Raw genomic sequence first — 26299 nt, 5'->3', positions numbered from 1 at the left:
CAATGGACGTCTCGAGCACCTGCGCGGCTCCGCACTCGGCTTCCGCAACCTCACCAACTACATCACCAGATCCCTGCTCGAGACCGGCGGGTTCAGACCAGCGCTACACGCTCAAATGCGATGAGCCATATTGCCTAGCTGAAAAAAGAAGATAAGGGCGGTTCGGCGCATTCACCCGCCCGTAAGCCTGAAACGTGCCACAGAGTCGTCGCGCATTCCGCAATCCATCGATAATTCAGGAGAGTGAGCGCTCGAGGAAGCGGGTGAGATTCGCACCCGCGATGCCCTCCGCGACGTGCGCGCCGAAGCGACGGATCAGCACCTCTCCGAGCGCGGGGAAGTCCTCGGGGCGGCGGAAGGCGACGAGATGCTCGGAGTCGTCGCCGAAGCTGCCGGTCGGCTCCGTGTCGCAGAAGACATCGAGGATGAAGTCGGCTCCGAGCCCGGTGCGCGCGTCGCCGATGATGCCGGCGATATGCGCGATGTGGTCGACATACGTCTCCATCGTGCGCCGACCCGCCTCGGCGAGGAACACGCCGTAGGCGTTGACGCCGACGAAGGAGTCCTTCGCGGCGATGATGCGGAGCTGCTCGTCGGTGAGATTGCGGCGGTGCTCGTGTAGCGCCATCGCGGAGGAGTGCGATGCGATGAACGGTCTCGTGGCATGTTCGGCGAGGCCCAGGAACCCGCCCTGCGAGAGGTGCGAGACGTCGGCGATGACGCCGAGCTCCTCCATCTCGGCGAGGACCTCCCGGCCGAGCACCGTGAGCCCGCCGCCAGGCTCCGGTTCGCCTGCACCGTCGGCGAACGCCGTGCGGCGGTTCCAGGTGAGCGCGATCATCCTGATGCCGAGCCGGTGCAGCACGCGCAGCATACCGGGGTCGCGGCCGATCGCCTCGGCGCCCTCCATCGCCAGGACGAGCCCGATGAGGCCCTTTCGGCGCGCCTCCCGGATCTCCTCGGCGCTCGTCACGATCGCGACACGATCCCGGTGGGTGTCTGCGAGTCGGTAGGCGGCGTCGACCATGAGCAGCGTGCGGCGCAGCGCGGCCTCCTGCGCGAACGCGTCTGTCATGCAGATGGGCAGGACCTGCAGGTCCACGCCGCCGGCGACCAGTTGATCCACCCACCATGATCCCCACGTCGTGTCCACCCCGGACTGCTGCTGGTGCAGCACGGACATCAGCAGGTCGTTGTGCGAGTCGGCGAAGCGGAGCGTCGTCATGCGGTCCTCCCATCCGTCGCGGCGATGCGCCCGGCCTGCACCACGGTGCGCGGCCGGGAGGCATCGGCGATCGTGTCGATGTCGGTCGAGGGGTCGGCGTCCCAGAGCACGAGGTCTCCGGCGGCACCTACGGCGATCCTTCCCAGGTCGTCGCGCTGCAGCACGCGGGCGTTGCCCGCGGTCACGGCACGCAGTGCATCGAGCGGGCTCGTCGCCTCGGCCAGCAGACGGATCCCCACGAGCTGCTCCGAGACGAGATCCCCCATGTTGTCGGACCCGAACCCGACCGTCACGCCGGCGTCGAGGGCGAGCCGGACGGCCTCGCCGCCCGCCTCGAGCACCTCGCGGTTCTTCGCCTGGGCGACCTGGGACAGGCCCAGCGCGTCGCCCAGGCGCTCCATCGCGTCGTACGCACCGAGGGTCGGTACGAGCACCGCCCCGGCCTCCGCCATCAGCCGGGCGGTTGCCGCGTCGAGCAGATTGCCGTGCTCGATCGAGCGGACCCCGTTCCGCACCGAATGGGCGATGGCCTCGGGGGAGTAGGCGTGGGCGGCGACGTAGCTGCCGCGGCGCGCCGCCTCTTCCACCACCGCGCGGATCTCCTCGGCGGAGTACTGCGGCACCCGGATGGGATCGACCGGGGAGACCACGCCACCGCTCGTCATGATCTTGATCGCGTGCGCGCCGCCCCGGAACCGCTCCCGGACCGCCACGCGGAGCGCGTCGACGCCGTCGACCACCTCGACGGTGCGGCCGTCGTGCACGCACACCTCGCTGTCGCCGGATCGGTAGTCGCCGTGACCTCCGGTCTGGCTGAGCGCGGCCCCGGTGTACAGGTAGCGCGGCGACGCGATCCAGCCCTCGGCGATGGCGCGGCCCAGTCCCGCATCGCCGCCCGCGGGGTCGCGCACCGTCGTGAAGCCACGTCGGAGAGCGTCATGCAGCCGGTGCTGTGCGCGCAGCGACACATAGCTCAGCAGCGTTCGCTCGATCGGCTCCGAGTCCAGGGTGATCGCGTACGCGTGGAAGTGCGCGTCGATGAGGCCGGGCGTGACCACCCGGCCGGCCGCGTCGATGACCCGCTCGCCCGGCCGCGGAGTCAGGTCGGAGGACACCTCGGCGATCACGCCGTCCTCGATCCGAACCGACGCCTCGGCGTACGCGGCCTCGCCGATGAAGAGACGGCCCCCGCGGACGAGGAGCCCGCCCTCGTCACGCGGGGAGCCGGTGCCGCGCGCGGCCGTCACGCCGGGGTGCCTTTCCGCAGCGCAGCCGTCTCGTCTGCCGTGATCGCGAACGTCACCGGGTCGACGGCGACGCCGTAATCCCGGCGCGCGGACGCCACGGATACGAAGCCGTTTCGCACGTCCCGCGCCACGGCTTCCGGCGCGCGGCGGAAGGGATCGCCCCAGCCGCCTCCGCCGCCCGTGCGGTTGGCGAGCACGTCCCCGGACTCCAAGTGGTTGTATTCGCCCGACGCGTTGCGCTCCGACGCCGTCCCGGGATTGATCACCATCCCGTTCGGCCGGCCCTCTCGGCCGCCGGCCAGCGCCCAGGGGCGGGTCTTGGACTTGTAGACCAGGCCGATCCCGACGCCCGGGGCGGTGTAGCGGTAGACCCGCTCGACCCCCACGCCGCCGCGATGCTCGCCAGCGCCTCCGGAGTCTGGGCGGTAGCCGTACGAGTCGATGATCATGGGCGACTTCGTCTCCAGCACCTCCACCGGGTTGTTGCGGCACCCGGGCTCGGACAGGTGCATGATGCCGTCCTCGCCGTCGCGGTCGGCGCTGCCGCCGAAGCCGACGGCCTCGTTCGTCGCCTCGAGCCAGCTCTCCCCGGTGCGCGGGTTGATGCCGAGGCCCATCATCGAGTTCACGTCGCCACCGCTCGAGGCGGGCAGGCGATCCGGCATCCCCTGGGCCAGGGCCTTCAGGATCACCTCGCCCGCGAGCAGCCCCGTCCACAGCGTGAACGTGGGCATCGGCGGCACCGCGTGCATCACGCTGCCCTCGCGGGTGAGGACGCGCAGCGGGGCGAAGTTGCCGGCCACGACGGGGGAGTCAGGAGTTGTCAGCGACTTGAAGATGAGGCTGCTGACCGCCTCGGTCTGTCCCGGGGGGAGGTTGATCGGGCCCTTCACGCCGTAGGCGCTCTCCGACCAATCGACGACGAACTCGTCGTCGGTGATGGTTACCTTGCAGTCCAGCTTGACGAGCCTGTCCTTGTCGACGCCGTCGCTGTCCATGAAGTCGTGCGCCTGCCAGGTCCCCTTCGGGAGCTCGGCCAACGCCAGCCGGGCGAGCCGCTCACCATGGACGTTGATGGCGTCCATCGCCTCACGGAGCGTGTCGACACCGTACTTGTCCGCGATCTCCCTGGTGCGGGCGACGCCCGCGTGGCATGCGGAGATCTGCGCGTTGAGGTCTCCGATCGTGTGCTTGGGCAGCCGGGAGTTGAACTGGATGATGTTCCAGATGTCATCCTGGCGCACTCCGCCTTTGTACAGACGCGACGCCGGGAAGAAGATGCCCTCCTGGTACATGTCCGTCGAGTCGAGCACGTAGCCGGCGTCCTTCTGCATCAGGTCGACGACGTGGACTCGGCAGGAGGCGAATCCGATCAGCTCGCCCGAGCTGGCGTGGATCGGGGCGAACATCAGGGTGTCCAGCGTGTGGGCGCTGGACCAGTACGGATAGTTGAGCAGGAAGACATCGCCCTCGCCCATCGCGTCGATGCCGAGGAACGCGACCGCCTTCTTGATGCCGTAGTCGTTTCCGCGCGTGAACACGGCGATGCCGGGGGTGTCGGCGACGACGTCGCCGTTCGCGTCGTGGATGCCGATGCCGTAGTCGTGGATCTCGTAGATCACGGTGTTGTACGCCGTGCGGCAGAGATTCCGGGCCACCTCCTCCGCAGCGGCGAGCAGGCCGTGCCGGATGACCTCGATCGTGATCGCATCGCTCATCGCGTGATCTCCTCCAGTGTTGCTGTGGCGGAAAGGGAGGGCTCGGTCTCCACGGCGATGTTCAGCTCGCCGTACGAGCCGACGGTGAGGACGTCGCCCGCGTGGATCACCGTCGTGGCGGTGTGCTCCGTGATGACGGCGGGACCGCTGATCCGGTCGCCCGCGAGCAGCAGCTCGCGTGAGTAGAGGCCGTAGACGACGTCGGTGCCGTCGGAGAGGTGGACGACTCGGTCGCCGATGCGCGGGACGTCGCCGTCGTCGCGACGGCTCGCGAGCGGGAGTGACGGCTTGTCGATCGCGCCCACGCCGCGCACGCGCAGAGTCGTGATCTCGACCGGGTCGGTCATCACGTGCCCGTACTGACGCTCGTGCAGCTCCGCGAACGCCTCCTCCACCTGGCCGACGAAGTCGTCGTCGAGCTCGGGGCAGGTCACCGAGACCGAGTGCTCCTGCCCCTGGTAGCGCACGTCCAGCGTGCGGTGCAGCCGACGCTGCGGCCCAGGGAACCCCTCGTCCTCGAGCGCGGCATGCGCCTGCTCCTCGAGCGTCGTGAACGCCGCGCTCAGCTCTGCGGTGTCGGCATCGAGCAGAGGAACGATGCTGGTCTGCGAGAAGTCGTGTTGGACGTCGGCCATGAGCATGCCGAGCGCGGAGAATGCGCCCTGGCCAGGGGGAACGATCACCGTGGGGATGCCGAGCTCGCGGGCGACGTCGATGGCCACGAGGCCGCCGCCGCCGCCGAAGCTGAGCAGCGCGAAGTCCTTCGGGTCGAGCCCGAGCTCCACGGTGATGCCGCGGACGGCGCCGGTGATCTTGGTGGTGGAGATGCGCAGCATCCCGCGGGCGAGCGCACGCGCCTCGAGCCCGAGCTGCGCGGCGATGGGGGACAGGGCCGCGATCGCCGTGTCCTCGTCCAGCACGAGCGTTCCGCCCAGCGGGGTGTCGGAGCCGAGGTACCCGACCGCGAGCGCCGCATCCGTGAAGGTCGGCTGAGTGCCGCCGCGGCCATAGGATGCGGGGCCGGGGACCGCGCCCGCGCTCTGGGGCCCGACCTGCAGCGCGCCGGCGGCGTCGAGGTAGCCCAGAGAGCCGCCGCCGGCGCCGATGGTCTCGATCCGCAGCGACGGCGTCATGATCGGCATGCCCTCGAACTCGGCGCCGTGGTACATGAGCGGCTCGTGGTCGAGCACGAGCGAGGCATCCAGGCTCGTTCCGCCCATGTCGATCGTGATCAGGTTGGGCACTCCGACGAGGCGCGAGAAGCCCGCAGCGCCGATGACGCCGCCCGCCGGGCCGGAGAGGATGAGGTTGACGGGCTGCTCTTTCGCAGCGGTGGCGGTCATCGCGCCTCCGCCCGAGCGGGACATGAGGAATCGTCCGGAAAAGCCGTCGTCGACGAGCTCGCCCTCGAGCGCCTCGAGGTAGCTGCGCACGATCGGCTTGATGTAGGCGTCGAGCACCGCGGTCGAGGTGCGCTCGTACTCGCGGTATTCGCGCGCGAGGTCGCTGGAGATCGTGACGGCGACGTCGGGCGCGATCTCGGCGAGGATCTCGCGCATGCGCTGCTCGTGTGCGGGATTCGCGTACGAGTGCAGGAACGACACGGCCGCCGAGGCGTATCCGCCGTCGCGGACCTGCGCGGCGACGGCACGTGCGTCGTCTTCGTCGAGAGGCAGCAGGACCGTCCCGTCGAAGGCCGAGCGCTCGGCGACCTCGAAGGTGTCCGCGCGCTCGAGCAGCGCCTGCGGCTTGCGGTAGCGGATGTCGTACATCGGCTTGCGGTCCGTGCGGCCCAGCAGATAGACGTCGCGGAAGCCTCGCGTCGACACGACCGCCGTGCGGGCGCCGGTGCGGGTCAGCAGCGCGTTCAGACCGAGAGTCGTCCCGTGGTTGAACATCGTCACCGCGCCCATCGCGGCCTCCGCCTTGGCGAAGCCCGCGACCACCCCTTCCGACGGAGCCGCCGGGGTGGTCGGCACCTTCTCGAACCGGAGCTCGCCCGTGGCCGGCGTGAGCTTGACGACGTCCGTGAACGTGCCGCCCACGTCGATGGCGATCCGAACGTGGTCTGTCATGTCGGGGACCTTTCTGATGGAGCGGAGAAGAGGGCGCTCAGCGGCGCTTCGTGCCGATGGCGGCCAGGGCCACGGCGGCGAGGATGATGCAGCCGGTGACCAGATCCTTGAGCTGAGGGTTCAGCCCGAGGATGTCGAATCCGTTGCGGATGAGGGCGAGAAGGAACACTCCCGCGACGGAGCGCCAGACCGCTCCCGCGCCGCCGTTGATGCTCGTGCCGCCCAGGATCACCGCGGCGATCGCGTCCAGCTCCAGCCCGGCGCCGGCCTGCGGCTGGCCTGAGGCGATGCGCGAGACGCCGATCGCGGCGGCGATGCCCGACGCCAGACCGCTGAGCGCGAAGACGGTGACCTTGATCCTGTCGACGTTGATGCCGGACAGCTGCGCGGCGTTCGGATTGCCGCCCACCGCGAACACGTGTCGGCCGAACACCGTGCCGTTGAGCACGAACCACATGACGGCGACGAACGCGATCAGGAAGTAGACCGAGTAGAAGACGCCGCCCGCCCGACCGCGCCCGAGCTGCTCGAAGCCCTCCGTCGTGACCGTGATGAGCGCGCCGCCGGTGACGAGGACGGCGATCGCCTTGAAGATCAGGCTTGAGGCGAGGGTCGCGAGGAAGGAGTGCACGCGGAGCAGCGTGACGGCGAAGCCGTTGAAGAGACCCAGGACGAGCCCGATGAGCGGGGGAGCGGCCAGCGCGAGCGAGACGTTGCCCGTCTGCATCGCGATCCAGGCGGCGGAGACGCTGCCGACCGCGTAGATCGCAGCGGTCGACAGGTCGAAGCTGCCCGAGATGATGACGAAGGTCACGGAGACTGCGATGATCGCCAGCCCGGCGTTCTGGTTCGCGATGTTCACGATGTTGCCGAACGTGAAGAACGACGGGCTGGCGATCGCGAGCATCACGACGAGCGCGCCCAGCAGGATGAGCACGGCGTAGTCCCGCAGGAAGAGCAGAATCCTGGCACGGGAGGGGCGGAGCGCCTCGAGGGTCGTGGTCGTCGTGGGGGTCGGGGGTGTGGCGGTGGCGGTCATGCCAGGGCTCCGGGCTTCGTGTCGGTTTCGAACAGCTGCGTCAGCAGATCGCTGACCTCGAGACGGGAGGGATCGACCTCGTCGCGCACGGTTCCGTCGATGACGGTGTAAGCGCGGGTGGCGAGGTTCAGCACCTCCTCGTGCTCCGAGGAGATGAGGACGACGGCGACACCGCGGGCGGCGAGGTCGGCGATGAGGTGGTAGATCGTGGCCTTCGCGCCGATGTCGACGCCGCGGGTCGGCTCGTCCAGGATGACGAGCCGCGGCTCGCCGAGCAGCCACTTGCCCAGCAGTGCCTTCTGCTGGTTGCCGCCCGACAGTCCCGCGATCTCGAGCTCGACACGTCGCGGGCGCATCTCGAGCGCGTCCGCCAGTTCCTGCGCGCGCGAGCGCTCGCGACGCCGCGAGATGACGCCGAAGCGTGAGACGCGGTCGAGGAACGCGAGCGAGATGTTCTCTCGCACGCTGCGCTGCAGGATCAGCCCCTGATCGTGCCGGCTCTCCGGCACCATCACGATTCCCGCGTCGATGGCGCGGCGGACACTCCAGTCGGCCGGCTCGCGGCCCTCCAGACGAAGGCTTCCGGCGGTGATCCGGTCCGCCCCCGCGATCGCGTGGGCGATCTCGCTGCGACCCGAGCCGACGAGCCCGAGCAGACCGACGATCTCTCCCGGTTTCACGATCAGCGAGACGTCCGAGATGCCGCTGGCCGTGGAGACCATGTCGAGTTCCAGCAGCGGCGGGGTCTCGTTCGGCGTGCTCGCGGGGCGCGGGGGGAAGGTCACCGAGAGCTCGCGGCCGAGCATGCCGGCGACCATCGTCTGCTTGGTCTCCTGGGCGACCGGGGCTGTGCGGACCTTCACGCCGTCGCGCAGGATCGTGATCCGGTCGGACACCTCGAGCACGGCATCCAGGAAGTGGGAGACGTAGACCACCGTCCTGCCCTGCTCGCGCAGCCCGCGGATCAGGTCGTGCAGCTGCGCGGTCTCGTGCGCCGTCAGAGACGATGTGGGCTCGTCCATGACGATGACGCGCGCGTCACGGGCGAGGGCCCGCAGGATCTCCACCTTCTGCTGCTGGGCGATGCGCAGCTCCCCGACGGGAACGTCGGGGTCGAGGTCGAATCCCGCCTGTTCGGACAGAGCGAGGAATCGGCGACGCAGGTCACGTCGCAGCACTCCGCCCACACTGCTCTCGATGCCGAGGAACACGTTCTGTGCGACCGTGAGCTGCGGCACCAGCGAGAGCTCCTGCGCGATCATCGCGATGCCGGCGCGCTGCGCGTGGATCGGATCCCACCGTCCGGCCGGCTGGCCATCCGCGAGGAGCTCACCGGCGTCGACGGCGTACAGGCCCGCGATGATCTTTCCGAGCGTCGACTTGCCCGCGCCGTTCTCGCCGACGAAGGCGTGCACTTCGGCAGGATGGAGTTCGAGGTCGACGGTGTCGAGCGCTTGCGTGCCTCCGAACCTCTTGGAGACGCCGCGCAGCTCGACGACGGGGGATGGTGCGGTCATGGGTGGGATCCGATCCGGTTCAGCGCGTGCTCGCCGGCGTCAGCCGACCCACTCGCCGGTGTAGTCGGGGTACTCCGAGAGGTCCTCGGTCGTCACGTACGACGGGATCTCGCCGATCGTGTCCGTGTCGATCCAGGTCTCGACCTCCTCGCCCTGCAGGTGCTTCCAGAGCTGTTCCATGGCCTTCTCGCCCTGGCTCACCGGGAAGTTGATGTACTCGAAGCCCCAGATGCCCTCGCGGGTCTTCTCGATGGCGGTCTGGGTGCCGCCGCCGCCGACCAGGAAGACGTCTGCCGGGTCGATGCCGGCGTCCTCGAGCGCGATCTGGGCGCCCTCGGTCTGCTGGTCGGCGTTGGAGAGCACGACGTTCAGGTCGGGGTGAGCCTGCAGCACATTCGAGATCGCGCTGGCGGACGTGTCGGGGTCGTACAGGCCCTCGTACGTGCCGACGATCTGGATGTTGTCGTACTGCCCGAGCACCTCCTTGAATGCGTCCTCGCGGGAGACGTCCAGCGCGGTGTTGAGCTGGCCGACGACGAGCGCGACCTTGCAGGGGTCGATGTCCGCGCAGTACTCCGCCGCCGCCTCTGCCTGCTTCGTGGCGCCGACCGCGGGGTCCTGTGCGATGGTGGAGATGACGCCCTCGACCTGCGGTTCCATCTCGGAGATGTCGGGGCCGACGGGATTGAGGCCGACGACGACGGGGATGCCGTTGGCGAGGGGGAAGCCCGCGGCGATCGAGACGCCGTCGTTGGGCATGAGGAGGATGCCGTCGTAGGTGTCGCCCGTGCCGGCCGTCTCCAGCTGGGCCAGCTGCTCGTCCGAGTTGAAGCCGCCGTTGAGCACGGTGATGTCGATGTCGGCATCGAGGGTGTCGGCGTACTTCTGGATGCCTTCCGCGAAGGCCTGGTTGTAGCCGTTCTCACTGGACGCGAGGAGGACGGCGAACGAGTAGCTGTCGTCAGACGCCGCGGGCGTCTCCGACGCGCTGCAGGACGTCAGAGCGATGGAACCGGCGAGGACGGCGCCGACGCGCAGTCCTCGTGAGCGGGTGAATTGCATGAGCGCCTCCAGGTGCGGGTTGGGGGTCGGGCCGGAAGCCCGATTGCTTGTAATATGTCACATCTCGAATTTCTGGCAGGGGATCGCAACGTAAACGTGCTGTTTCGAGCGCCCGCGAAGAAGCGGTGCGACATGGCCTCAGCCGTGCGGTCGAGCAGATCGGCGCCGGAGCCTGTCAGGAAGAGTTCATGCGACAGCGCCCAGAACCCGTGCATAGTTGCCGCCCAGGATCCCTTCGAGGAACGTCTGCCCCAGCCCGCGAGCCAGGACCCGCTCGGCGAAGAGGGGTAGCTCCCCGTGGGAGCTGATGCCTGTCGGCCAGGACCACGGCAGAGGAGGGTAGTATCGCGGGTCGTATCCGAAGTACTTGTAGTCGTCTTCATCTTCGTCCGCGTAGTCGAGGCCGAGAGCGACGTGCTGCTCCCCGACGAGTTCGGCGACATACAGGGCATGGTCGATGAGGTCGTCCACGGTCGGGACGTGCCCGGAGTCTGCCAGGAAGCCGGGGAAAGCGCACACGCCGACGGTCCCGCCGTGTGCCGCGATTCCTCGGATGACGTCATCCGAGAGGTTGCGTGGATGGCCGTACACGCCGACAGCGTTCGAGTGGCTGGCGATGACCGCACCCGACGCCGAGTCGAGGACATCCAGGGCAGTGCGGTTGCTCGCGTGGGAGACGTCGGGGATGACACCGCACTCTCCCATGGCGTGGACGGCGGTTCGTCCGAAGCGTGTCAGGCCGGATGTCTCTTCGCTCAACGAGCCCGTCCCCAACGCATTCGCAGCGTTGTAAGTGGGCTGCATGATCCGCACTCCCGCTGCCGCGAACTCGCGGAGACGTTCGATGCTGCCTTCGATCGGGTCGCACCCCTGAAGGTGCAGGATGATCCCGAGCTTTCCGCCGGCCCGTGCCGTCTCGAGATCACCTGACGTCCGGCAGATCTCGATGTTGTTGATCGGGTCGCTCGCCAGATGGTGCCACCCACTCAGGTTCTGCTTCGCCTCCGAGTACGTCTCGATGCTGGCGACAGTCGGAGCAACCGCGGTCAAGCCGCCAGCGAGCAGGCCCGGCCGACGAGCCGGAAACGAGTCCGGTGTCAGAAGAGGCGCGGCGCCGTCGATCACGTGCCTGGCCCCAGAGTCGACACCGGCGCTCAACTCGGACGCGCCTCGTGGTCGATGACGTAGATCCGCCCGACCCCCACCTCGGCGTCGGCCAGGAGCTCGTTCAGCTCGTCGCCGGCCTCGGCGCGCCACGGATGGTCGAGCCAGCCCTGGTAGGCCTCCGCGCTCGGCCACACGGCGGTGACGATCATGTCGCCGGAGCCGTCGGCCGCCACGGAGATCTCGGTGTGCACGAGGTCGGCGTGATCGGCCGAGAACTGCAGGATCTCCTTGCGGCGATACAGCTCGAGCACGGCCTCGACTTTCGAAGGGTGCACGCGCAGGGGCAGGACGGTGCGGATCATGCTTCGACTCCTGTCGTCTCGGGAAGGACCTCGCTCGTGCCGACGCCCGTCAGCGTCCCCCAGGCCGCCGATGCTCCCCGCGGGGTCCGACGCTGCGGGATCCGCCACGGATTGTCGTCGCGGAGGGACGGAGGCAGCAGTGCTGCGGGGACGCCCTGGTAGGCGACGCCGCGGAGGAACCGGCCGATCGCCGCCGTGCCGACGGATGTGCCGCCCTGCGTGGTCGCGGGGAACGGTCCGCCGTGCTCCATCGCGGGGGTCACCGCGACGCCCGTCGGCCATCCTCCGACCAGCACGCGCCCGGACGTGCGCGCCAGCGCGTCGATCAACGCGGGGAGCGACGCCTCCGGGTCGCCCTCCGCCAGGTGGACCGTGGCGGTGAGGTTCCCGGGGAAGAGGTCTCGCGCCACCGACGCGAGCGCTGCGGGATCCGGATACTCCACGACGATCGAGAGCGGGCCGAAGGCCTCGTCCAGCAGCGCGTCCCGTTCCTCGATCAGCGTGCGCAGGCTCGTGCGCACAATCGTCGGCGTCGCGTACGTGCCGTCGTCCGTCTCCCGGATCGCGCCCTCGGCGATCACGCTCACGCCGCCCGCGCCGAGGATCGCGTCGCGTCGCGCACGGTACCCCGCCGCGATGCCGGGGTGCAGCAGGCGGTGCTCCGGCACATCGGACACGGCCCGGGAGATCGCGGCGTCCAGGCCCGCGCCCTCCGGGACGAAGAGGAAACCGGGCTTCGTGCAGAGCTGCCCCGCCGATCCGCTCACGCTCGCGACGAACGCGGCGGCGAGCGAGTCGGCCTCCCCGGCCGCGGACGGCGTGACGAAGACGGGGTTGACGCTGCCCAGCTCTCCGTAGAACGGGATCGGGACGGGGCGCGAGGCGGCCAGGCTCGCGAGATGCACGCCCGCGGTCGTCGAGCCGGTGAACGCGGCGGCCGACACCCTCGGATCGAGCAGGGCGGTCACGCCGTCCTCCTGTCCCTCGATCAGCTGCAGCGTCCCGACCGGCATCCCCGCCGACTCGAGGGCGGCCGCCACGGCATCGGCCACACGGCGCGAGAGCTCGGGATGCCCGGGGTGAGCCTTGACGACGACCGGGCAGCCGGCCGCGAGCGCCGCCGCGGTGTCGCCGCCGGCGACCGAGAAGGCGAAGGGGAAGTTGCTCGCGGCGAAGTTGAGCACGGGACCGACCGGCTCCATCACCCGACGCAGGTCGGGGCGCGGTCCCAGCACGAAGTCCGGGTCCGCCTCGTCGATGCGGACATCGAGATACGAGCCGTCCACCACGACCTCGGCGAACAGCCGCAGCTGCACCGTGGTCCGCCGCAGCTCCCCGCGCAGACGCGGCTCGGCGAGCCCCGTCTCGCGCATCGCGACCGGGATGAGCTCGTCGGCGCGGGCGTCCAGCGCGTCGGCGGCCGCCACGAGCGCTGCGGCCCGTAGCCGCGGTGCGATCCGCGACAGTGCGGCCGCCGCGGACGCGGCGCGCTCGAGGGCCTGCTCGAGATCGGTCATCAGAATGCGAATCCTTCCGGGAAGGGGTCGGATGGGTCGAGGAGGTACTGGCCCACGCCGGTGATCCAGGCGCGCCCGGTGATCGTGGGCACGACCGCGGGGATGCCCGCGACCTCGGTCTCCCGCAGCAGGCGACCGACGAACCGGGATCCGATGAACGACTCGTTGACGAAGTCGGTCTCCAGCGCGAGCTCGCCGCGCGCCCACAGCTCCGCCATGCGCGCCGAGGTGCCCGTCCCGCACGGGGACCGGTCGAACCACCCCGGGTGGATGGCCATCGCGTGCCGGGAGTGGCGGGCATCGGAGCCGCGTGCGATGAACTCGACGTGGTGGCAGTGATCCACCCCGTCGATCTCCGGATGGCGGGGTGCGTCCTGCGTGTTGATCGCGTCCATGATCTTCAGGCCGGCGTCCAGGATGTCGTGCTGCCGGGCGCGGTCGAACGGCAGGCCCACGTCGTCCAGATCCACCATGGCGTAGAAGTTGCCGCCGAAGGCCAGGCTGTACGGCACTTCCCGCTCGCCCCCGGGGCCCAGGCCCGGCACGCGGATGAGGCGGTCCAGCCGCTCCGCGTAGCTCGGCACGTTCTCGATCGTCACGCTGTCTGCATGCCCGTCGCGAACCGCCACCCGGGCGATCACGAGACCCGCCGGGGTGTCGAGGCGGATCTCCGTGACGGGCTCGGTCACGGGAACCATACCCGTCTCGACGAGCACCGTCGCCACTCCGATGGTGCCGTGGCCGCACATCGGCAGGAAGCCGGACACCTCGATGTACAGCACGCCGAAGTCGGCGTCCGCCCGGGTGGGCGGCTGCAGGATCGCGCCGCTCATCGCGGCGTGCCCTCGCGGCTCGTTCACCAGCAGCCGGCGCACGCCGTCCAGATGCTCGATCGCATACAGGCGCCGCTCGTTCATGGTCGCGCCCAGGATGACCCCGATCCCGCCGGTGATCACCCGCGTCGGCATGCCCTCGGTGTGGGAGTCGACCGCGGAGAAGAGCCGCGAGGCGCGCATGTCAGGCGAGCACCGGCTGACGGGAGGAGATGTACTCGATCGCGCGCTGCATGTCGCGTCGGACGGTCGCCTCGTGCTCCGGCGTGAGCGGGCCACGCGGCGGGCGGCATGGTCCGCCGTAGCGGCCCACCATCTCCATGCCGAGCTTGATGGCCTGCACGAACTCGGTCCGCGAGTCCCAGCGGAACACCGCCACGAGCTGCTTGTAGAGCTCGCGCGCCTCCTCGTAGCGACCGGAGCTGGCGAGGTCGAAGATCTCGACCGACTCCCGCGGGAACGTGTTGGGGAAGCCGGCGAACCATCCCACCGCCCCGTCCAGGAGCAGCTCCAGCGTCACATCGTCCGCGCCGGCGATGACGTCGATGTCGCACAGCTCCTGGATCTCGAAGGCGCGCCGGACGTCCCCGGAGAACTCCTTGACCGCCTTGACGTTCTCGATCGCCGCGAGCTCCGCGACGAGGTCGGGGACGAGGTCGACCTTCGTGTCGATCGGGTTGTTGTAGATCATCATCGGCAGGCCGGCCTCGGAGATCTGCGCGTAGTGCGCGAAGATCTCGTTGCGGCTGGCGCGATACATGGTCGGGGGCAGCGCGAGCACGCCGTGCGCGCCGTCCTCGGCGGCGAGCTCCGCCCAGCGCCGGGCCTGGTGGGATCCGGGCGCGTGCACACCGGCGATGACGACGCCGCGGTCGCCGACCGCCTCCACGGCCACCTGCACGACGCGGCGGCGCTCCTGGTCCGTGAGCGAGGAGTACTCGCCGAGCGACCCGTTCGGGCCCACACCGTGGCAGCCGTTCGAGATCAGCCAGTCGCAGTGCTCCGCGTAGCGGTCGTAGTCGACGGCCAGGCCGGCCGGGGCGGATGCGTCCTGCTTGTACGGGAGCGCGGTGGCGACGATGACGCCGCCGAGGATGCTCTGAGCTTCCATGATGTCCTTTCGAATCGATCAGTTCGTGGTGGTCCGAGGGAGCCCGTCGGACGGCGGAGGGGGTGAGGCGAGGCGCGCGAGGTCGCCCAGTCGCTGCGGGGTGACGATGGGCCGCCGGTCGGTGCTCGCTCCCCGGCCGGGGCCGTGCCCCGCGTCCCGAAGCGCGCCGGACGGCGAGAGGCGCGCGGCGAGCTCCTCGAGCGAACGCCCGCACATGCGGCCCTGGCAGGCGCCCAGGCCGGCGCGTGTGGCGAGCTTCAGGGAACGCAGGCCCTCGGCGGACGTGGCGGCCGCCGTTCGTCGCACGGCACCGTAGGAGACCTCCTCGCAGCGGCAGACGAGGGTGTCGTCCCGCAACCAGGAGTGCCACCCGGAGCGGATGCCGTGCGCCGCCTCGAGCCTCTTCGCGAAGCCGGCGGCCGTCGCGCGACGGCGCAGCGCCGCGCGGAGCGAACGCGGTGCGTCCGGTGGCCAGCCCGCCGCCGCGTGTCCGGCGATGGTCCCCTCGGCCAGCGCCTTGTCGACTCCGCCGATGCCGGTGATCTCGCCCGCGGCGTAGACGCCGCGAACCGACGTGCGCTGCCGGTCGTCGACGGTGACGAAGCCTCGGTCGATCGCGCAGCCCGCCGCGATCGCCAGCTCGATCCGCGGGGTGAAACCGTGCGTGACGCACACGGCGTCGGCGGCGATCGTGCGCTCCGACCCCGCGATCGGGCTCCAGTCGGCCGCGACGTCGGTTATGGTGACGGACTCGACGTGCTCCTCGCCGTGCGCGGCGACGACCGCGGCGCCGAGTCGATAGGGGATGCGATGGCGCGCGAAGGCGCCGACGTAGCCCGCGAGCTCTCTGCCCTTGCCTGCGGCGCCGACCAGCTCCCACGGGCGGGGCAGCCACCCGCGGGTCAGCGCGGGGATCCGATTGGCCTCGAAGACGCCGGCCACCCGAGCGCCGGTCTCTGCGACGGAGGCCGCGACGGGCAGCAGGAAGGGCCCGGCGCCGGCGACGACGACGTGTTCGCCGATCCGGATCCGCTCGCTCTTGGCGAGCGCCTGGGCGGCGCCGCCGGTGAACACCCCGGGAAGCTCCCAGCCGGGGAAGGGGAGGGTGCGATCGTGGGCGCCGGTAGCGAGCACGATCGCGTCGGGGCGGAACCGGTGCGGCTCCCCGTCGATACCGTCGGCCGGCCCTGTAGCGATGTCGACGGCGAGGCCGCCCGGGGCGTCGCGATCCGGCTGGATTGACCAGACCTGGCCTTCCAGGAGCACGGTGGCGCGCGCGGTGACATCGGCTCGCAGGGCTGCGAAGCGCTCCCAGCCGTGGTGCAGCAGCGACTCGTGCTCTCCCGATCGCTCGGTGGGGAGATGTCTCCAGTACTGACCGCCCACGTCGCGGCCGGAATCCAGCAGCGTGACGGAGGCGCCCGCGTCGAGCGCGGCGGCGGCTGCGGCCAGTCCCGCGGGGCCGCCGCCGACGACGAGAACTGCGTGCGTCATCGCGCACCCTCGTCCGGGTGGGATGGCGGCTCGGGGAGAGGGTCGTGCTGGGTGACGACCACGTCGCCGTCGCGCGCCTGGCGCTGGCACAGGCGCACGTCGCGGAGCCCGTTGACCTCCGCCAGGCAGTCGAAGCACACGCCGATCCCGCAGAAGACGCCGCGGGGACGCCCGCCGACGCTGGTGACGCGCCAGGAGAGCCGCCCGGACGCCAGCAGGACGCCGGCGAGCGACTGCCCGGCGACACCGGGGACGGGCGTGCCGTCGATCGTCACGGAGAGCGGGGCGGACGCCGCGGGGTGCACGGCATCCGCGTCCCGGGGCACGGAGGATGTGGTCACGCGGCGACCTCCTCGAGGTGCGGCGCCAGCGTCGGGCGATCCACGGCGAACCCGTCGGGCGCCACGGCCGTCGGGCGCCCGTCCATGAGGTCCGTGAGGAGAGCCGCCGTCGACACCGCGAGACCGATGCCCGCCCCCTCGTGACCCGCCGCGTGCCACAGGCCCGGCCGCCGAGGGTCCGGTCCGATCAGGGGGAGGTGATCGGGCATGTAGGGGCGGAACCCGGAGTAGGACCGCAGTGCCGAGGCGTGCCGCAGGAAGGGGAACAGCAGCATCGCCTTGCGCGCGAGCTCGGCGACGATCTCGGCGCGGAACTCGTCGCTGAAGCCGACCTGCTGGCGGGACGAGCCGATCAGGACCGTCCCGGCCGCGGTCGACTCGACGACGCTCGATGTCTGCAGCGCCGCATCGCTGGAGCCCACCGCGCCCACGTAGTCGGCGTCGTAGACCTTGTGCCGCACACGGTGCGGCATTCGCGTGGTGACGAGAACCATACCGCGCCGGGGGCGCACGGGGATCGGAGCCCTGAGAAGATCCGCGACGTGCCCGGCCCAGGGGCCGGCGCAGTTGATGATGGCCGGGGCGGCGACGGATCCGCGATCGGTCCGGACCCCGACGAGTGCACCGCCGGCGTCCTCGAGTGGGCCGAGCACGGTCGTCCCGGTGTGGACGCGTGCGCCGGCGCGGCGCGCGGAGGCGAGGAAGGCCTCGGTCGCGATCGTCGGCTGCACCTGCGCGTCCTGCGGGTACCAGACGGCCGCGGTCAAGCGCTCGTTCAGCCAGGGCTCGAGCCGGCGGGCCTCCGTGATGCCGATCGGCCGGGCATCGACACCCGCGGCGGATTGTCGTGCGGCGAAGTCGAGGAGCGGCTGGGCGCCCTGCTCGGTCGTCGAGACGACGACACCGCCCTTGGGCTCGAACTCGATCGAGGGGATCTCGGGGTTCTCGTCCGCCAGTTCGGCGGCGACGCGCGGCCACCGTGAGCTCGCGTCGAGCGCGAGATCCAACTCGGGGCCGGGACCCTTGTCGCTGACCAGCAGATTGCCCTCACCGTGCGCCGACGTGCCCGACGCCGCGGCGCCGCGCTCCACGACGGCCACCCGCCGTCCCGTGAGGGCGAGCGAACGAGCCGCGGCGGCGCCGATGATGCCCGCGCCGATCACGATGACGTCGTAGGACATGGTGCTCCCCTCTGCGGCCAGGAGCGGCCGCTTCGGACAGTACTATGTCACACATTTTGTTTCACGGGAGTTACGCTGGAGGCGACCCGATCAGGTCTCGGGGCGGCCCGCCCACCATCCGATGACGTGGCTGATGTGGCGGCGCATCAGGCTCTCGGCCTCGCGCGCCTTGCCGGCCACGAGGAGGTCGAGGAGCTCGTGGTGCTCCTGGGCCGAGACCGTGAGCTCTTCGCTGCTGAGCATCCCCGCGAGGCCGGGCAGGCGCGTCTGGGCGCGCAACTCGGCGATGAGGTTCGTGAGCCGCTGGTTTCCGAGCAGGTCCGTGAGGCTGATGTGGAACGCGGTGTCTGCGGTGAGATACGCCGCGAGGTCTCCTGCCGCCGCACCCTGCACGATCCGATCGGCTGCGCCGCGCAGGCCGTCCACGTCACCGGCGGGCACGTCCCCCGCCAGGCGCGCCATCGCGGGCGGCTCCAGCATCAGACGGACCTCGACGATCGTGCGCAGGTCCTCCTCGCTCACGTCGGTGACGCGGAAGCCCTTGTTGCGGACGGGTTCGACGAACCCGCGCTTCTGGAGGTTCAGCATGGCCTCGCGGACGGGGGTGGCCGAGACGCCGAAGCGCTGTGCGAGCGTCGGGGCCGTGAGCAGCTCGCCGGGCGCGAGGCCGCCGGAGATGATCGCGCTCGCGAGTGCCTCCTCGACGTGGTCGCGCAGACTGGGGCTCCTTGTGATGACCTCGACGGTCGACTTCATCATGGCGCTCCTCTTGCCCGGCCTGTTCTATGTGAGATGGCACCCCTGAGGATAGGCCACAGCGCTCCGCACTCCGGAGATTTGCGCTCCTCGGCGCCGCTGGCGCACGGCACTCGGGCGAGCCGGGCGCCGTGTCGAGCGGCGCGGTGTCTCCCGTGGGTCGCGTCGAGGCTTCTTTCCCCGTTGTCATATGTCACATATAGGCTGGCCGTCATGAGTGACTCGCTGCCCCCTCTCGCCTTCCTCGGTGCTGGGTCGATGGGAGGAGCGATCCTGCGCGGCGTCGTCGCGAGCGGGATCGCCGTGGAGGCATTCGCGGGCGAACCCCGGATCTTCGCCACGAACCGCACGAGGGTGAAGGCCGCGGAGCTGACGGGGCTCGTCGGCGTGGACAGCATCGCGCTCGAGGCCGAGCCCGGCGGGAACGCCCGTGCCGCTGCCTCCGCTCGGGTCGTGCTCGTCGGCGTGAAGCCCGCAATGGTGCCCGACCTGCTGCGCGACATCGCGCCCCATCTGCGCGCGGACGCGATGGTGATCAGCCTTGCCGTCGGGGTGCCCCTGCAGACGTTCCGATCCGTCCTCGGTGAGGGGGTGACCGTGTTCCGTGCTATGCCGAACACGCCTTCGCTGGTCGGAAGCGGCGTCACGGGCCTGGCGCCCGGTCCGAACGCGACGTCGGAGGAGGTGTCGATCGCGCGCCGGCTGTTCGAGAGGGTCGGCGCGGTGATCGAAGTGTCGGAGGAGCAGATCGACGAGGTGTCGGCGATTTCCGGATCCGGACCGGCTTACGTCTTCTTGCTGATCGAGGAGCTCACCCGCGTCGCGATCGACATGGGCTTCAGAGAGGCAGACGCCCGCGTGATGGTCCAGGGTACGTTCCGCGGGGCAGCCGACCTGCTCGGCGCCACACCCGCGGACCCCGCCGAATTGCGCCGCCGCGTTACGAGTCCCAAGGGCACTACCGAGCGCGCGATCGCTGTGCTGCAGCGCGCGGAACTCGGCGGGCTCTTCCGAGAGGCGACCTCGGCCGCGCTGGTACGCGCGCGGGAGCTCGCTGCCGAAAACCGGTTGTGATGACTGGTGACGTCGCTCGCCTCGGATGCCATGATGTGAGGAAATTTCCCGTCAGGTGGCTTCACGATCACTCCGCGTTGGCGGGGGAAGGTGCGATTCGAACGACGAAAGGATCGGATATGAGGCGTGTGCAGAGGCTCATCTTCGCTCGCCTCGCGCTTCTGGTCCGAGAGATGCGCGAAGCCACCCTGTCATGTGTTTCGGCCGAGGTGTCGATCTGGCGCTCCGTGGTTGCGCCGGCGTCTCCGCGGACGAGCGCGCGCGATCGCAGTGAGCAGTAGCCGCATCACCGGTAATGACTGAGCACGGTCGTGCACGGCGAGTCATGTGTTCGGAATCGCGAGCCGATGGAGCATGTTCTCTCATGCGAAGGCGTCATGCAGGTCCTCACTGATCATCGCGTTGCCGCCGTACTTCAGGAGCTCGTCGATGTACTTCTTCGCTCACGGCAGCGTTCGATGAGGTCGCAGCCTTCGCAGCGGTCTCCTGGGGCTCGTGTCCTTCGGGTCGAGGTGGTCGGCGTCTATTAGGAGTAGGCGCTGTACTCGTGCAAGTAGTCGGGCGAGGTCCTTGGTGAGGATCACCCCGGTTGGGGGCGTTGCCGAAGATCGCGGCCTCGAACAGGTTGTTGCGCGCGACGGAACAGCCCACCTCGACAGCGTCGTCTCGGTCTCGGCGCCGGTCACCTCGATGGTGATCGCGTGGCTGGCGCCCTCGGCGTCGTCCTGCCGCTCGCGGCAGAGGTCGATCAGCGCCTCTCGGACGCCGTCTCGTCGGGCGTGACGCCGCTCGCGCCGCTGGCCAGCAGCGTGACCTGGTCGTTGGTCGACATGCAGCCGTCGGAGCCGAGCCGGTCGAAGCTCACGTGCGTCCCCGCGCGTAGCCGCGCATCGAGCTCGGCGGCGTCGAGCACGGCGTCGGTCGTGATGACAACGAGCATCGTGGCGAGGCCAGGGCGAGCATGCCGGCGCCCTTGGCCATGCCTCCGAGCGTCCATCCTCCGATCCGGTGCACCGCGGTCTTGGGCACGGTGTCGGTGGTCAACGGCGCCACCGGCTTTGACGCGGCGGGGACCGTGGCTGAGCTCGGCGTCGCGGGTCGCATAGCTCGTAACGCCGCAGGCGGCGACCAAATACGTCATGGTTCTGCTCTGTTGGATACCTCAGCGGCGCGCTGTGACAGACCTCTCAGGCTCCGGCGAGGGCCGGGACGTCGTACCGGCGCGGGTTGCCGAAGCGGTGCGCCGTGATCGACACGGCCTGCTCGCGGAGGAACGGCAGGAGCTCGACGCGGCCGGCCGAGACGACCGGGCCGCCGTAGACCGCGACGTTCGGGGAGCCGCCCGTCGCGTCGCAGACCGCCGCGGCGGTCCCCCCGATGAGGCGGATGCGGCCGCCTCCGTCCGTCAGCGCGACGGCACGGGCCGCCCAGGCGGCCGCATCCTCGGTCGCGACCGTCGCGCCGACCTCGGCGACGTACCCACGCGCCCCGGCCGGGAGTTCGGCCGCGACGCTCACCGTGAGCGCCGAGCCTGCGCGCGCGCCGGCGGCGACGATGCGGATCAGCTCGGCGACGCGGTCGCCCTCGAAGCGCACCGTCACGGGGACGGGGGCGTAGCGCAGCACGTTCTGCTCGAGCGTGAGGCCCTGCACGTCGCGGGCGACGCCGAACTCGGTCTCGTACGCGAGGACATCGGTGCGCAGCGCCGCCGCGAGCCACGCTGCCTCGGTGGGGTCGGAGACCGCCGCGACCGCGCGTCGCGCCAGCGCGTCGAGCTCCCCCACCCCGCCGGCGACCGGGGCATCCGCCCAGGATCCGAGCCCGAACAGGTAGCTCGGGCCACCGGCCTTCGTGCCCGCGCCGACCGCCGACTTCTTCCAGCCGCCGAACGGCTGGCGCTGCACGATGGCACCCGTGGTGCCGCGGTTCACGTAGGCGTTGCCCGCCTCGATCCGCTCCAGCCAGGTCGCGATCTCGTCGGGATCGAGCGCGTGCAGGCCCGAGGTGAGGCCGTACTCGACGGCGTTGACGATCTCGATCGCCTCGTCGAGGGTCTCGGCGGTCATGATGCCCAGCACCGGCCCGAAGTACTCGGTGGTGTGGAACTCGCTGCCGGGGCGCACACCGTCGCGGATGCCCGGGCGCCACAGGGCGCCGGCGTCGTCGAGCCGCTCGGGCTCGCGCAGCCAGGTCTGGCCGGGCTCGAGCTGCGTCAGGGCGCGGGCGAGCTTGCCGGACGCCGGCTCGATGAGCGGCCCGATCCGCGAGCCCTCCTCCCACGGCATGCCCACCTCGTAGCCCTCGACGGCGTCGAGCAGCTGACGGCGGAAGCGCTCGCTCTTCGCGACGGATCCGACGAGCACGACCAGCGAGGCGGCCGAGCACTTCTGCCCGGCGTGGCCGAAGGCGGAGTACGCGACGTCCTTGGCGGCGAGGTCGAGGTCGGCGCTCGGGGTGACGATGATGGCGTTCTTGCCGCTGGTCTCGGCGAGCAGGGGGAGATCCTGCCGCAGCGAGCGGAACAGCTCGGCCGTCTCGTACGCGCCGGTCAGGATGACCCGCTCGACCTTCTCGTGGGCGATCAGGCGCGATCCGAGGCCGTTCTCCTCGACCTGCACGAGGCGCAGCACCTCGCGCGGCACGCCCGCCTCCCACAGCGCCTCGGCGAGCACGGCACCGCAGCGGCTGGCGTTCGGGGCGGGCTTGAGGATGACCGGCGACCCGGCGGCGAGGGCGGCGAGGGTCGATCCCGCCGGGATCGCGATGGGGAAGTTCCACGGCGGGGTGACGACCGTCAGCCCTGCCGGAGTGAACTCCGCGCCGTCGACGTTCTCGAGCTCGAGGGCGGCGGCGGCGTAGTAGTGGGCGAAGTCGATCGCCTCGGAGACCTCCGGGTCGCCCTGCTCGATGACCTTGCCGCACTCGGATCCCATCACCTCGAGCAGGTCGGCGCGGCGCGCTTCGAGCACGTCGCCCACGCGGTGCAGGATCTCCGCGCGTCCCGCGGCGCCCAGCGCGCGCCAGGCCTCGCCCGCGGCGGCGGCGCCCGCGACGATCTCATCGAGGGCGGCGGGGTCGGTGACGGTGTGCACCGCTAGGGTGTCCGCGCCGAGCGCCGATCTCTGCATGCGCGCGCGGATGCCGGCCGCCCACTCGCGGTTCGCCGCGAGGCTCGGATCCGTGTCGGGCGCATTCTCGAAGCCGTCGCGGGCACCCGGCTCCTGCGGCAGGCGGCGATCCTGCACTCGGTTCGACGCGGGCACCTCCTGCGGCATCAGTGCGATCGAGGTGAGGAAGCGCTGCTTCTCGCGCTCGAACAGGCGCTCGTCGGTGTCGAGGTCGAACACGGCCGACATGAAGTTCTCGGGGCTCGCGCCCTCCTCGAGGCGGCGGATCAGGTAGGCGATCGCGACGTCGAACTCGTCCGGGTGGACAACGGGCGTGTAGAGCAGCAGCGATCCGACCTCGCGGCGCACCACGCCGGCCTGCGCGGTGGCCATGCCGAGCAGCATCTCGAACTCGATGCCCGCCTCGGCGCCGCGCCGCTGCGCGAGCAGCCACGCGAGCGCGATGTCGAACAGGTTGTGCCCGGCGATGCCGATCCGCACGTTCGCGACGCGCTCGGCGGTGAGGGCGTAGTCGAGCACCGCCTTGTACGACGCGTCGCTGTGCTGCTTGCTCTGCCAGGTGGCGAGCGGCCATCCGTGGGTCTCGGCGTCGACCTGCTCCATCGGCAGGTTCGCGCCCTTCACTACGCGCACCTTGATCGGGGCGCCGCCGCGGGCGACGCGGGCGGCGGCCCACTCCTGCAGGCGGATCATGGCGCCGAGCGCGTCGGGCAGGTACGCCTGCAGCACGATGCCGGCCTCGAGCCGAGAGTTCTCGGGGCGGTCCAGGATCGTTGTGAAGACCGCGAGGGTCAGGTCGAGATCCTTGTACTCCTCCATGTCGAGGTTGATGAACTTGCCGCCCGCGCGGGCCGTGTCGTAGAGCGGGGCGAGGGCGGCGACGGCGTCGTCGACGGCCTGGTCGAACGCCCACGGGCTGTGGGGCGCGACGGTGGAGGAGACCTTGATCGAGACGTAGTCGACGTCGGCGCGCTCGAGCAGCCGGCGCGTGCCGGCGAGGCGGCGCTCCGCCTCGCGACGGCCGAGGATCGCCTCGCCGAGCAGGTTCACGTTGAGGCGCACGCCGTCGCCCTGGATGCCGGCCAGCGCCGATCCGAGCTTCTCGTCGCGCGCGTCGACGATCAGATGGCGCACCATGCGGCGCAGCACCGCGCGGCTGGCGGGGACGACGATGCCCGGCAGGATCGGGGCGAAGAACGCGCCGAGTCGGATGAGTCCCCGCAGCGGCGCGGGAAGGAACGACGGGATCAGCGGCACGAGGCCCGCGAGGTTGCGCGCCGCGACGTGGGTGTCCTCGGGGCGGACGACGCCGTCGACGAAGCCGACGGTGAAGGCGAGGCCGTTCGGGTCGCGCAGCACGCCGGCGAGGTTCTTCGCGCTCGCGTCGACCTTCTCGTGACGAGCGGCGTCGAGCCACGTGCGCACCTGGGCGATTGCCTCCCCGGCGAGGGCGGGATCGATGCCGCGGCGCTCCGCACGGGCGCCGGGGTCGACGGACGACTCGATGGTCATGGGCGGGCCTTTCTCACAGGGACGGATCCAGTGTGCGATCCGCCTACCGTTCAAGAAAAGCGCGCAGATTCGAACGCCTCCGTTCGATAGAGTCGAACCGTGACGGAGGCTTGGAGCATCAAGCGCCTGCAACTGCTGCGCGAGCTGCAGCTGCGCGGCACGATCACCGAGGTCGCTGCCGCCCTGAGCTATAGCCCGTCGACCGTCTCGCAGCAGCTGTCGCAGCTCGAGCGGGAGGTCGGCGTGCCGTTGCTGCAGCCCGACGGGCGCCGGGTGCGGCTGAACGCGCACGGCGAGCTCGTGGCTGCGCACGCGGCGCGCGTGCTCGCGCTCGAGGAGGAGGTGCGCGCTGACCTCGACGCCCTCGCACCGAGCATCGGCCCCGTCCGCATTGCCGCGCTGCAGACCGCGGCGCGCGCGCTCGTGCCGCGGGCGCTTGAGATCCTCGTGGAGGAGCGGCCGGGCCTGCGCGTGGAGGTGTCGGTCGTGCCGCCGGAGGCCGGACTGTTCGAGGTCGAGGCGCGCGGCTACGACATCGCGATCGCCGAGCAGTACCCGGGGCACACCCGCCCCCACCGTGGCGGCCTCGATCGCGAGTTGCTGGGCGTCGACCCGATCCGCCTCGCGGTGGCACCGGAGAGCCGGATCGCCTCGCTCGCCGACGCGCGCTACGCCGCTTGGGTGATGGAGCCGGAGGGCACGGCCGCCCGTGCCTGGGCCGTGCAGCAGTGCCGCGCCGTGGGCTTCGAGCCGGACGTGCGCTTCGCCGCCGCGGATCTGCTGGCACATATCCGCTTGGTGCAGGCCGGCCACGCGGTGGGCTTGGTCCCGGATCTTGCCCTCGCCGACGACGACGCCCACGTGCGCCTCATCGACCTGCCCGGGTCGCCACATCGCGAGATCTTCACCGCGGTGCGCGCCTCGTCGAAGAGCTCGCCCTCTGTGGAGGCCACCCGCGCCGCGCTCGCCCGCGGGTTCGTCGGACTGCGTCAGGAGCACGCCCCCGAGTGAGCCGGTGCATGGTGCGAGATATCGGTAGCGGAGAACCGAGCACCCTGAGACGGCTCGGTCATTGTGGTGGTTATCGAAGCTGCGTCCGAGCCATGGACTGTAGGCCTGTGCATCGTTCTCTGGGCCGAGGAGGCCAAGATCGTGGTCAACGCCCAGCGCGCCGCCGACGAGATCGAGAAGGGTACGTGGTGGCCGCGGACGCAGAGGCGGATCTGGGCCGATCCCACCCTGACGCGCAACACGCACACGATCGAGGGCGATGCGGACTTCCGCCTCGATGTCGCTGACGATCGAGAACATCTCCGGGATCACCGCGTTGTTCGTAGCCGACCTGCTGCGGAAGCGTCCTGCGTCCCTCTCGTCGTCGGGTCCTGAGTGAACGAGCGAGGCGGAGATCACCGGCGAGGTGCACAGCCTTGGGAAAGATCACAAGTACAAGATCAACACCGAGGATCGTGGGCGAATCACTGTGCAGGGGACGGACGCGGTTACCGACGTTCCCCAGGGTGCTTTCCGGCATTCGCCGATCAAGCTCACGGTGCTCGAGACCGAGGCGATCAGCCTCGCAACAGGGGCCGTCCGCTACACGTTCGAGGCGCTCGACGCTGAGCCGTCGAGGAGCAGAGCTCCGCGTTTCAAGCTCGGCTCAGTCGACATCTTGCCCTCACCCGCGGGCACATGCGCGGAGCTGTGTAGGAATGTGCCATCTTTCGCGAACAGATCGTCGCTCGAGGCGTGCCAACTCCCCCGAAAACCCCGGGTTGCGATGCCAACTTCGGGCGGAACCTACACAGTGACGCTGTAGGTTTCGCGTGAAGATGGCATTTTCCGGGATGGAATGGCATGGAAATGGCACATATGTGGCTCTTCGGACATCCGGTGGGGGTCATGGGGTGAGTCCGCCGGCGGCGAGGAGCATGCGGAGCCGGTAGTTGTGCCGGTTGCGGTAGCCGCGGGCGAGGCGGCGGTGGAGCTCGATGATCCCGTTC

At 70.4% G+C, this 26299-nt stretch carries 20 protein-coding genes and 1 pseudogene; 3 read left to right on the top strand and 18 right to left on the bottom strand.

The features are described 5' to 3' along the window. Window positions 1-235: 235 nt before the first annotated feature. The 16 genes from IR155_RS12850 to IR155_RS12775 form a co-directional block, all read right to left on the bottom strand. A complete protein-coding gene (locus IR155_RS12850) occupies window positions 236-1225 on the bottom strand; it encodes a dipeptidase (RefSeq protein ID WP_135115222.1) in 990 nt (329 codons plus the stop codon). After that, a complete protein-coding gene (locus IR155_RS12845; protein ID WP_233441203.1) occupies window positions 1222-2472 on the bottom strand; it encodes a metal-dependent hydrolase family protein in 1251 nt (416 codons plus the stop codon). The genes IR155_RS12850 and IR155_RS12845 overlap by 4 nt, the downstream gene beginning before the upstream one ends. Beyond that, window positions 2469-4190, bottom strand: a complete 1722-nt coding sequence (locus IR155_RS12840) for a hydantoinase B/oxoprolinase family protein (RefSeq protein WP_135115221.1) — start codon at window positions 4188-4190, stop codon at window positions 2469-2471. The genes IR155_RS12845 and IR155_RS12840 overlap by 4 nt, the downstream gene beginning before the upstream one ends. Continuing rightward, window positions 4187-6265, bottom strand: a complete 2079-nt coding sequence (locus IR155_RS12835) for a hydantoinase/oxoprolinase family protein (RefSeq protein WP_135115220.1) — start codon at window positions 6263-6265, stop codon at window positions 4187-4189. The genes IR155_RS12840 and IR155_RS12835 overlap by 4 nt, the downstream gene beginning before the upstream one ends. A 37-nt stretch (window positions 6266-6302) precedes the next feature. Beyond that, window positions 6303-7304 (bottom strand): ABC transporter permease, encoded by a 1002-nt coding sequence (locus IR155_RS12830; RefSeq protein WP_135115219.1) that lies wholly within the window; start codon window positions 7302-7304, stop codon window positions 6303-6305. Continuing rightward, window positions 7301-8821, bottom strand: a complete 1521-nt coding sequence (locus IR155_RS12825) for a sugar ABC transporter ATP-binding protein (RefSeq protein ID WP_135115218.1) — start codon at window positions 8819-8821, stop codon at window positions 7301-7303. Before IR155_RS12825 ends, IR155_RS12830 begins: the two co-directional genes overlap by 4 nt. Window positions 8822-8860: 39 nt before the next feature. Further along, window positions 8861-9883: a sugar ABC transporter substrate-binding protein gene (locus tag IR155_RS12820; RefSeq protein WP_135115217.1), complete on the bottom strand. Its 1023-nt coding sequence runs from the start codon at window positions 9881-9883 to the stop codon at window positions 8861-8863. 186 nt (window positions 9884-10069) lie between these two features. Continuing rightward, a complete protein-coding gene (locus IR155_RS12815; RefSeq protein ID WP_167760793.1) occupies window positions 10070-11008 on the bottom strand; it encodes a dipeptidase in 939 nt (312 codons plus the stop codon). A gap of 29 nt (window positions 11009-11037) precedes the next feature. Beyond that, window positions 11038-11352, bottom strand: coding sequence for an antibiotic biosynthesis monooxygenase family protein (locus tag IR155_RS12810; RefSeq protein ID WP_167760792.1), 315 nt, complete (start codon window positions 11350-11352; stop codon window positions 11038-11040). Beyond that, entirely contained in the window at window positions 11349-12869 is a 1521-nt protein-coding gene (locus IR155_RS12805; protein ID WP_135115215.1) for an aldehyde dehydrogenase (NADP(+)), read from the bottom strand. Before IR155_RS12805 ends, IR155_RS12810 begins: the two co-directional genes overlap by 4 nt. Further along, window positions 12869-13885 (bottom strand): proline racemase family protein, encoded by a 1017-nt coding sequence (locus IR155_RS12800; RefSeq protein ID WP_135115214.1) that lies wholly within the window; start codon window positions 13883-13885, stop codon window positions 12869-12871. The genes IR155_RS12805 and IR155_RS12800 overlap by 1 nt, the downstream gene beginning before the upstream one ends. A 1-nt stretch (window position 13886) precedes the next feature. Then, window positions 13887-14813 (bottom strand): dihydrodipicolinate synthase family protein, encoded by a 927-nt coding sequence (locus IR155_RS12795; RefSeq protein WP_135115213.1) that lies wholly within the window; start codon window positions 14811-14813, stop codon window positions 13887-13889. 18 nt (window positions 14814-14831) lie between these two features. After that, window positions 14832-16307: an FAD/NAD(P)-dependent oxidoreductase gene (locus tag IR155_RS12790; RefSeq protein WP_135115212.1), complete on the bottom strand. Its 1476-nt coding sequence runs from the start codon at window positions 16305-16307 to the stop codon at window positions 14832-14834. Further along, a complete protein-coding gene (locus IR155_RS12785) occupies window positions 16304-16648 on the bottom strand; it encodes a (2Fe-2S)-binding protein (protein WP_135115211.1) in 345 nt (114 codons plus the stop codon). The genes IR155_RS12790 and IR155_RS12785 overlap by 4 nt, the downstream gene beginning before the upstream one ends. Then, a complete protein-coding gene (locus IR155_RS12780) occupies window positions 16645-17829 on the bottom strand; it encodes an NAD(P)/FAD-dependent oxidoreductase (protein ID WP_135115210.1) in 1185 nt (394 codons plus the stop codon). Before IR155_RS12780 ends, IR155_RS12785 begins: the two co-directional genes overlap by 4 nt. A gap of 90 nt (window positions 17830-17919) precedes the next feature. Next, entirely contained in the window at window positions 17920-18588 is a 669-nt protein-coding gene (locus tag IR155_RS12775; protein WP_135115209.1) for a GntR family transcriptional regulator, read from the bottom strand. A gap of 210 nt (window positions 18589-18798) precedes the next feature. Here IR155_RS12775 and proC point away from each other — a divergent pair, with 210 nt between their 5' ends. Beyond that, window positions 18799-19659 carry a pyrroline-5-carboxylate reductase gene (gene proC / locus IR155_RS12770; protein WP_135115208.1) on the top strand — a complete coding sequence of 287 codons (861 nt, stop codon included), beginning with the start codon at window positions 18799-18801 and terminating at the stop codon, window positions 19657-19659. Between the two features lie 582 nt (window positions 19660-20241). Here proC and IR155_RS12765 read toward each other — a convergent pair. Both IR155_RS12765 and IR155_RS12760 read right to left on the bottom strand, forming a co-directional pair. After that, window positions 20242-20709, bottom strand: a pseudogene (locus IR155_RS12765) (bifunctional ornithine acetyltransferase/N-acetylglutamate synthase); the annotation flags it as partial. A 137-nt stretch (window positions 20710-20846) separates the two neighbouring features. After that, window positions 20847-24299, bottom strand: coding sequence for a bifunctional proline dehydrogenase/L-glutamate gamma-semialdehyde dehydrogenase (locus IR155_RS12760; RefSeq protein WP_135115207.1), 3453 nt, complete (start codon window positions 24297-24299; stop codon window positions 20847-20849). Between the two features lie 99 nt (window positions 24300-24398). Here IR155_RS12760 and IR155_RS12755 point away from each other — a divergent pair, with 99 nt between their 5' ends. Next, the gene (locus tag IR155_RS12755) at window positions 24399-25310 is read left to right on the top strand and encodes a LysR substrate-binding domain-containing protein (RefSeq protein WP_233441202.1); all 912 of its coding nucleotides are present in this window, start codon (window positions 24399-24401) and stop codon (window positions 25308-25310) included. A 63-nt stretch (window positions 25311-25373) separates the two neighbouring features. Next, window positions 25374-25685 carry a hypothetical protein gene (locus IR155_RS12750; protein ID WP_194210337.1) on the top strand — a complete coding sequence of 104 codons (312 nt, stop codon included), beginning with the start codon at window positions 25374-25376 and terminating at the stop codon, window positions 25683-25685. Window positions 25686-26299: the final 614 nt, after the last annotated feature.

The organism is Microbacterium paludicola, from assembly GCF_015235415.1.
Taxonomy (GTDB): domain Bacteria; phylum Actinomycetota; class Actinomycetes; order Actinomycetales; family Microbacteriaceae; genus Microbacterium; species Microbacterium paludicola.
This window is presented reverse-complemented; position numbering and strand designations above follow the sequence as displayed.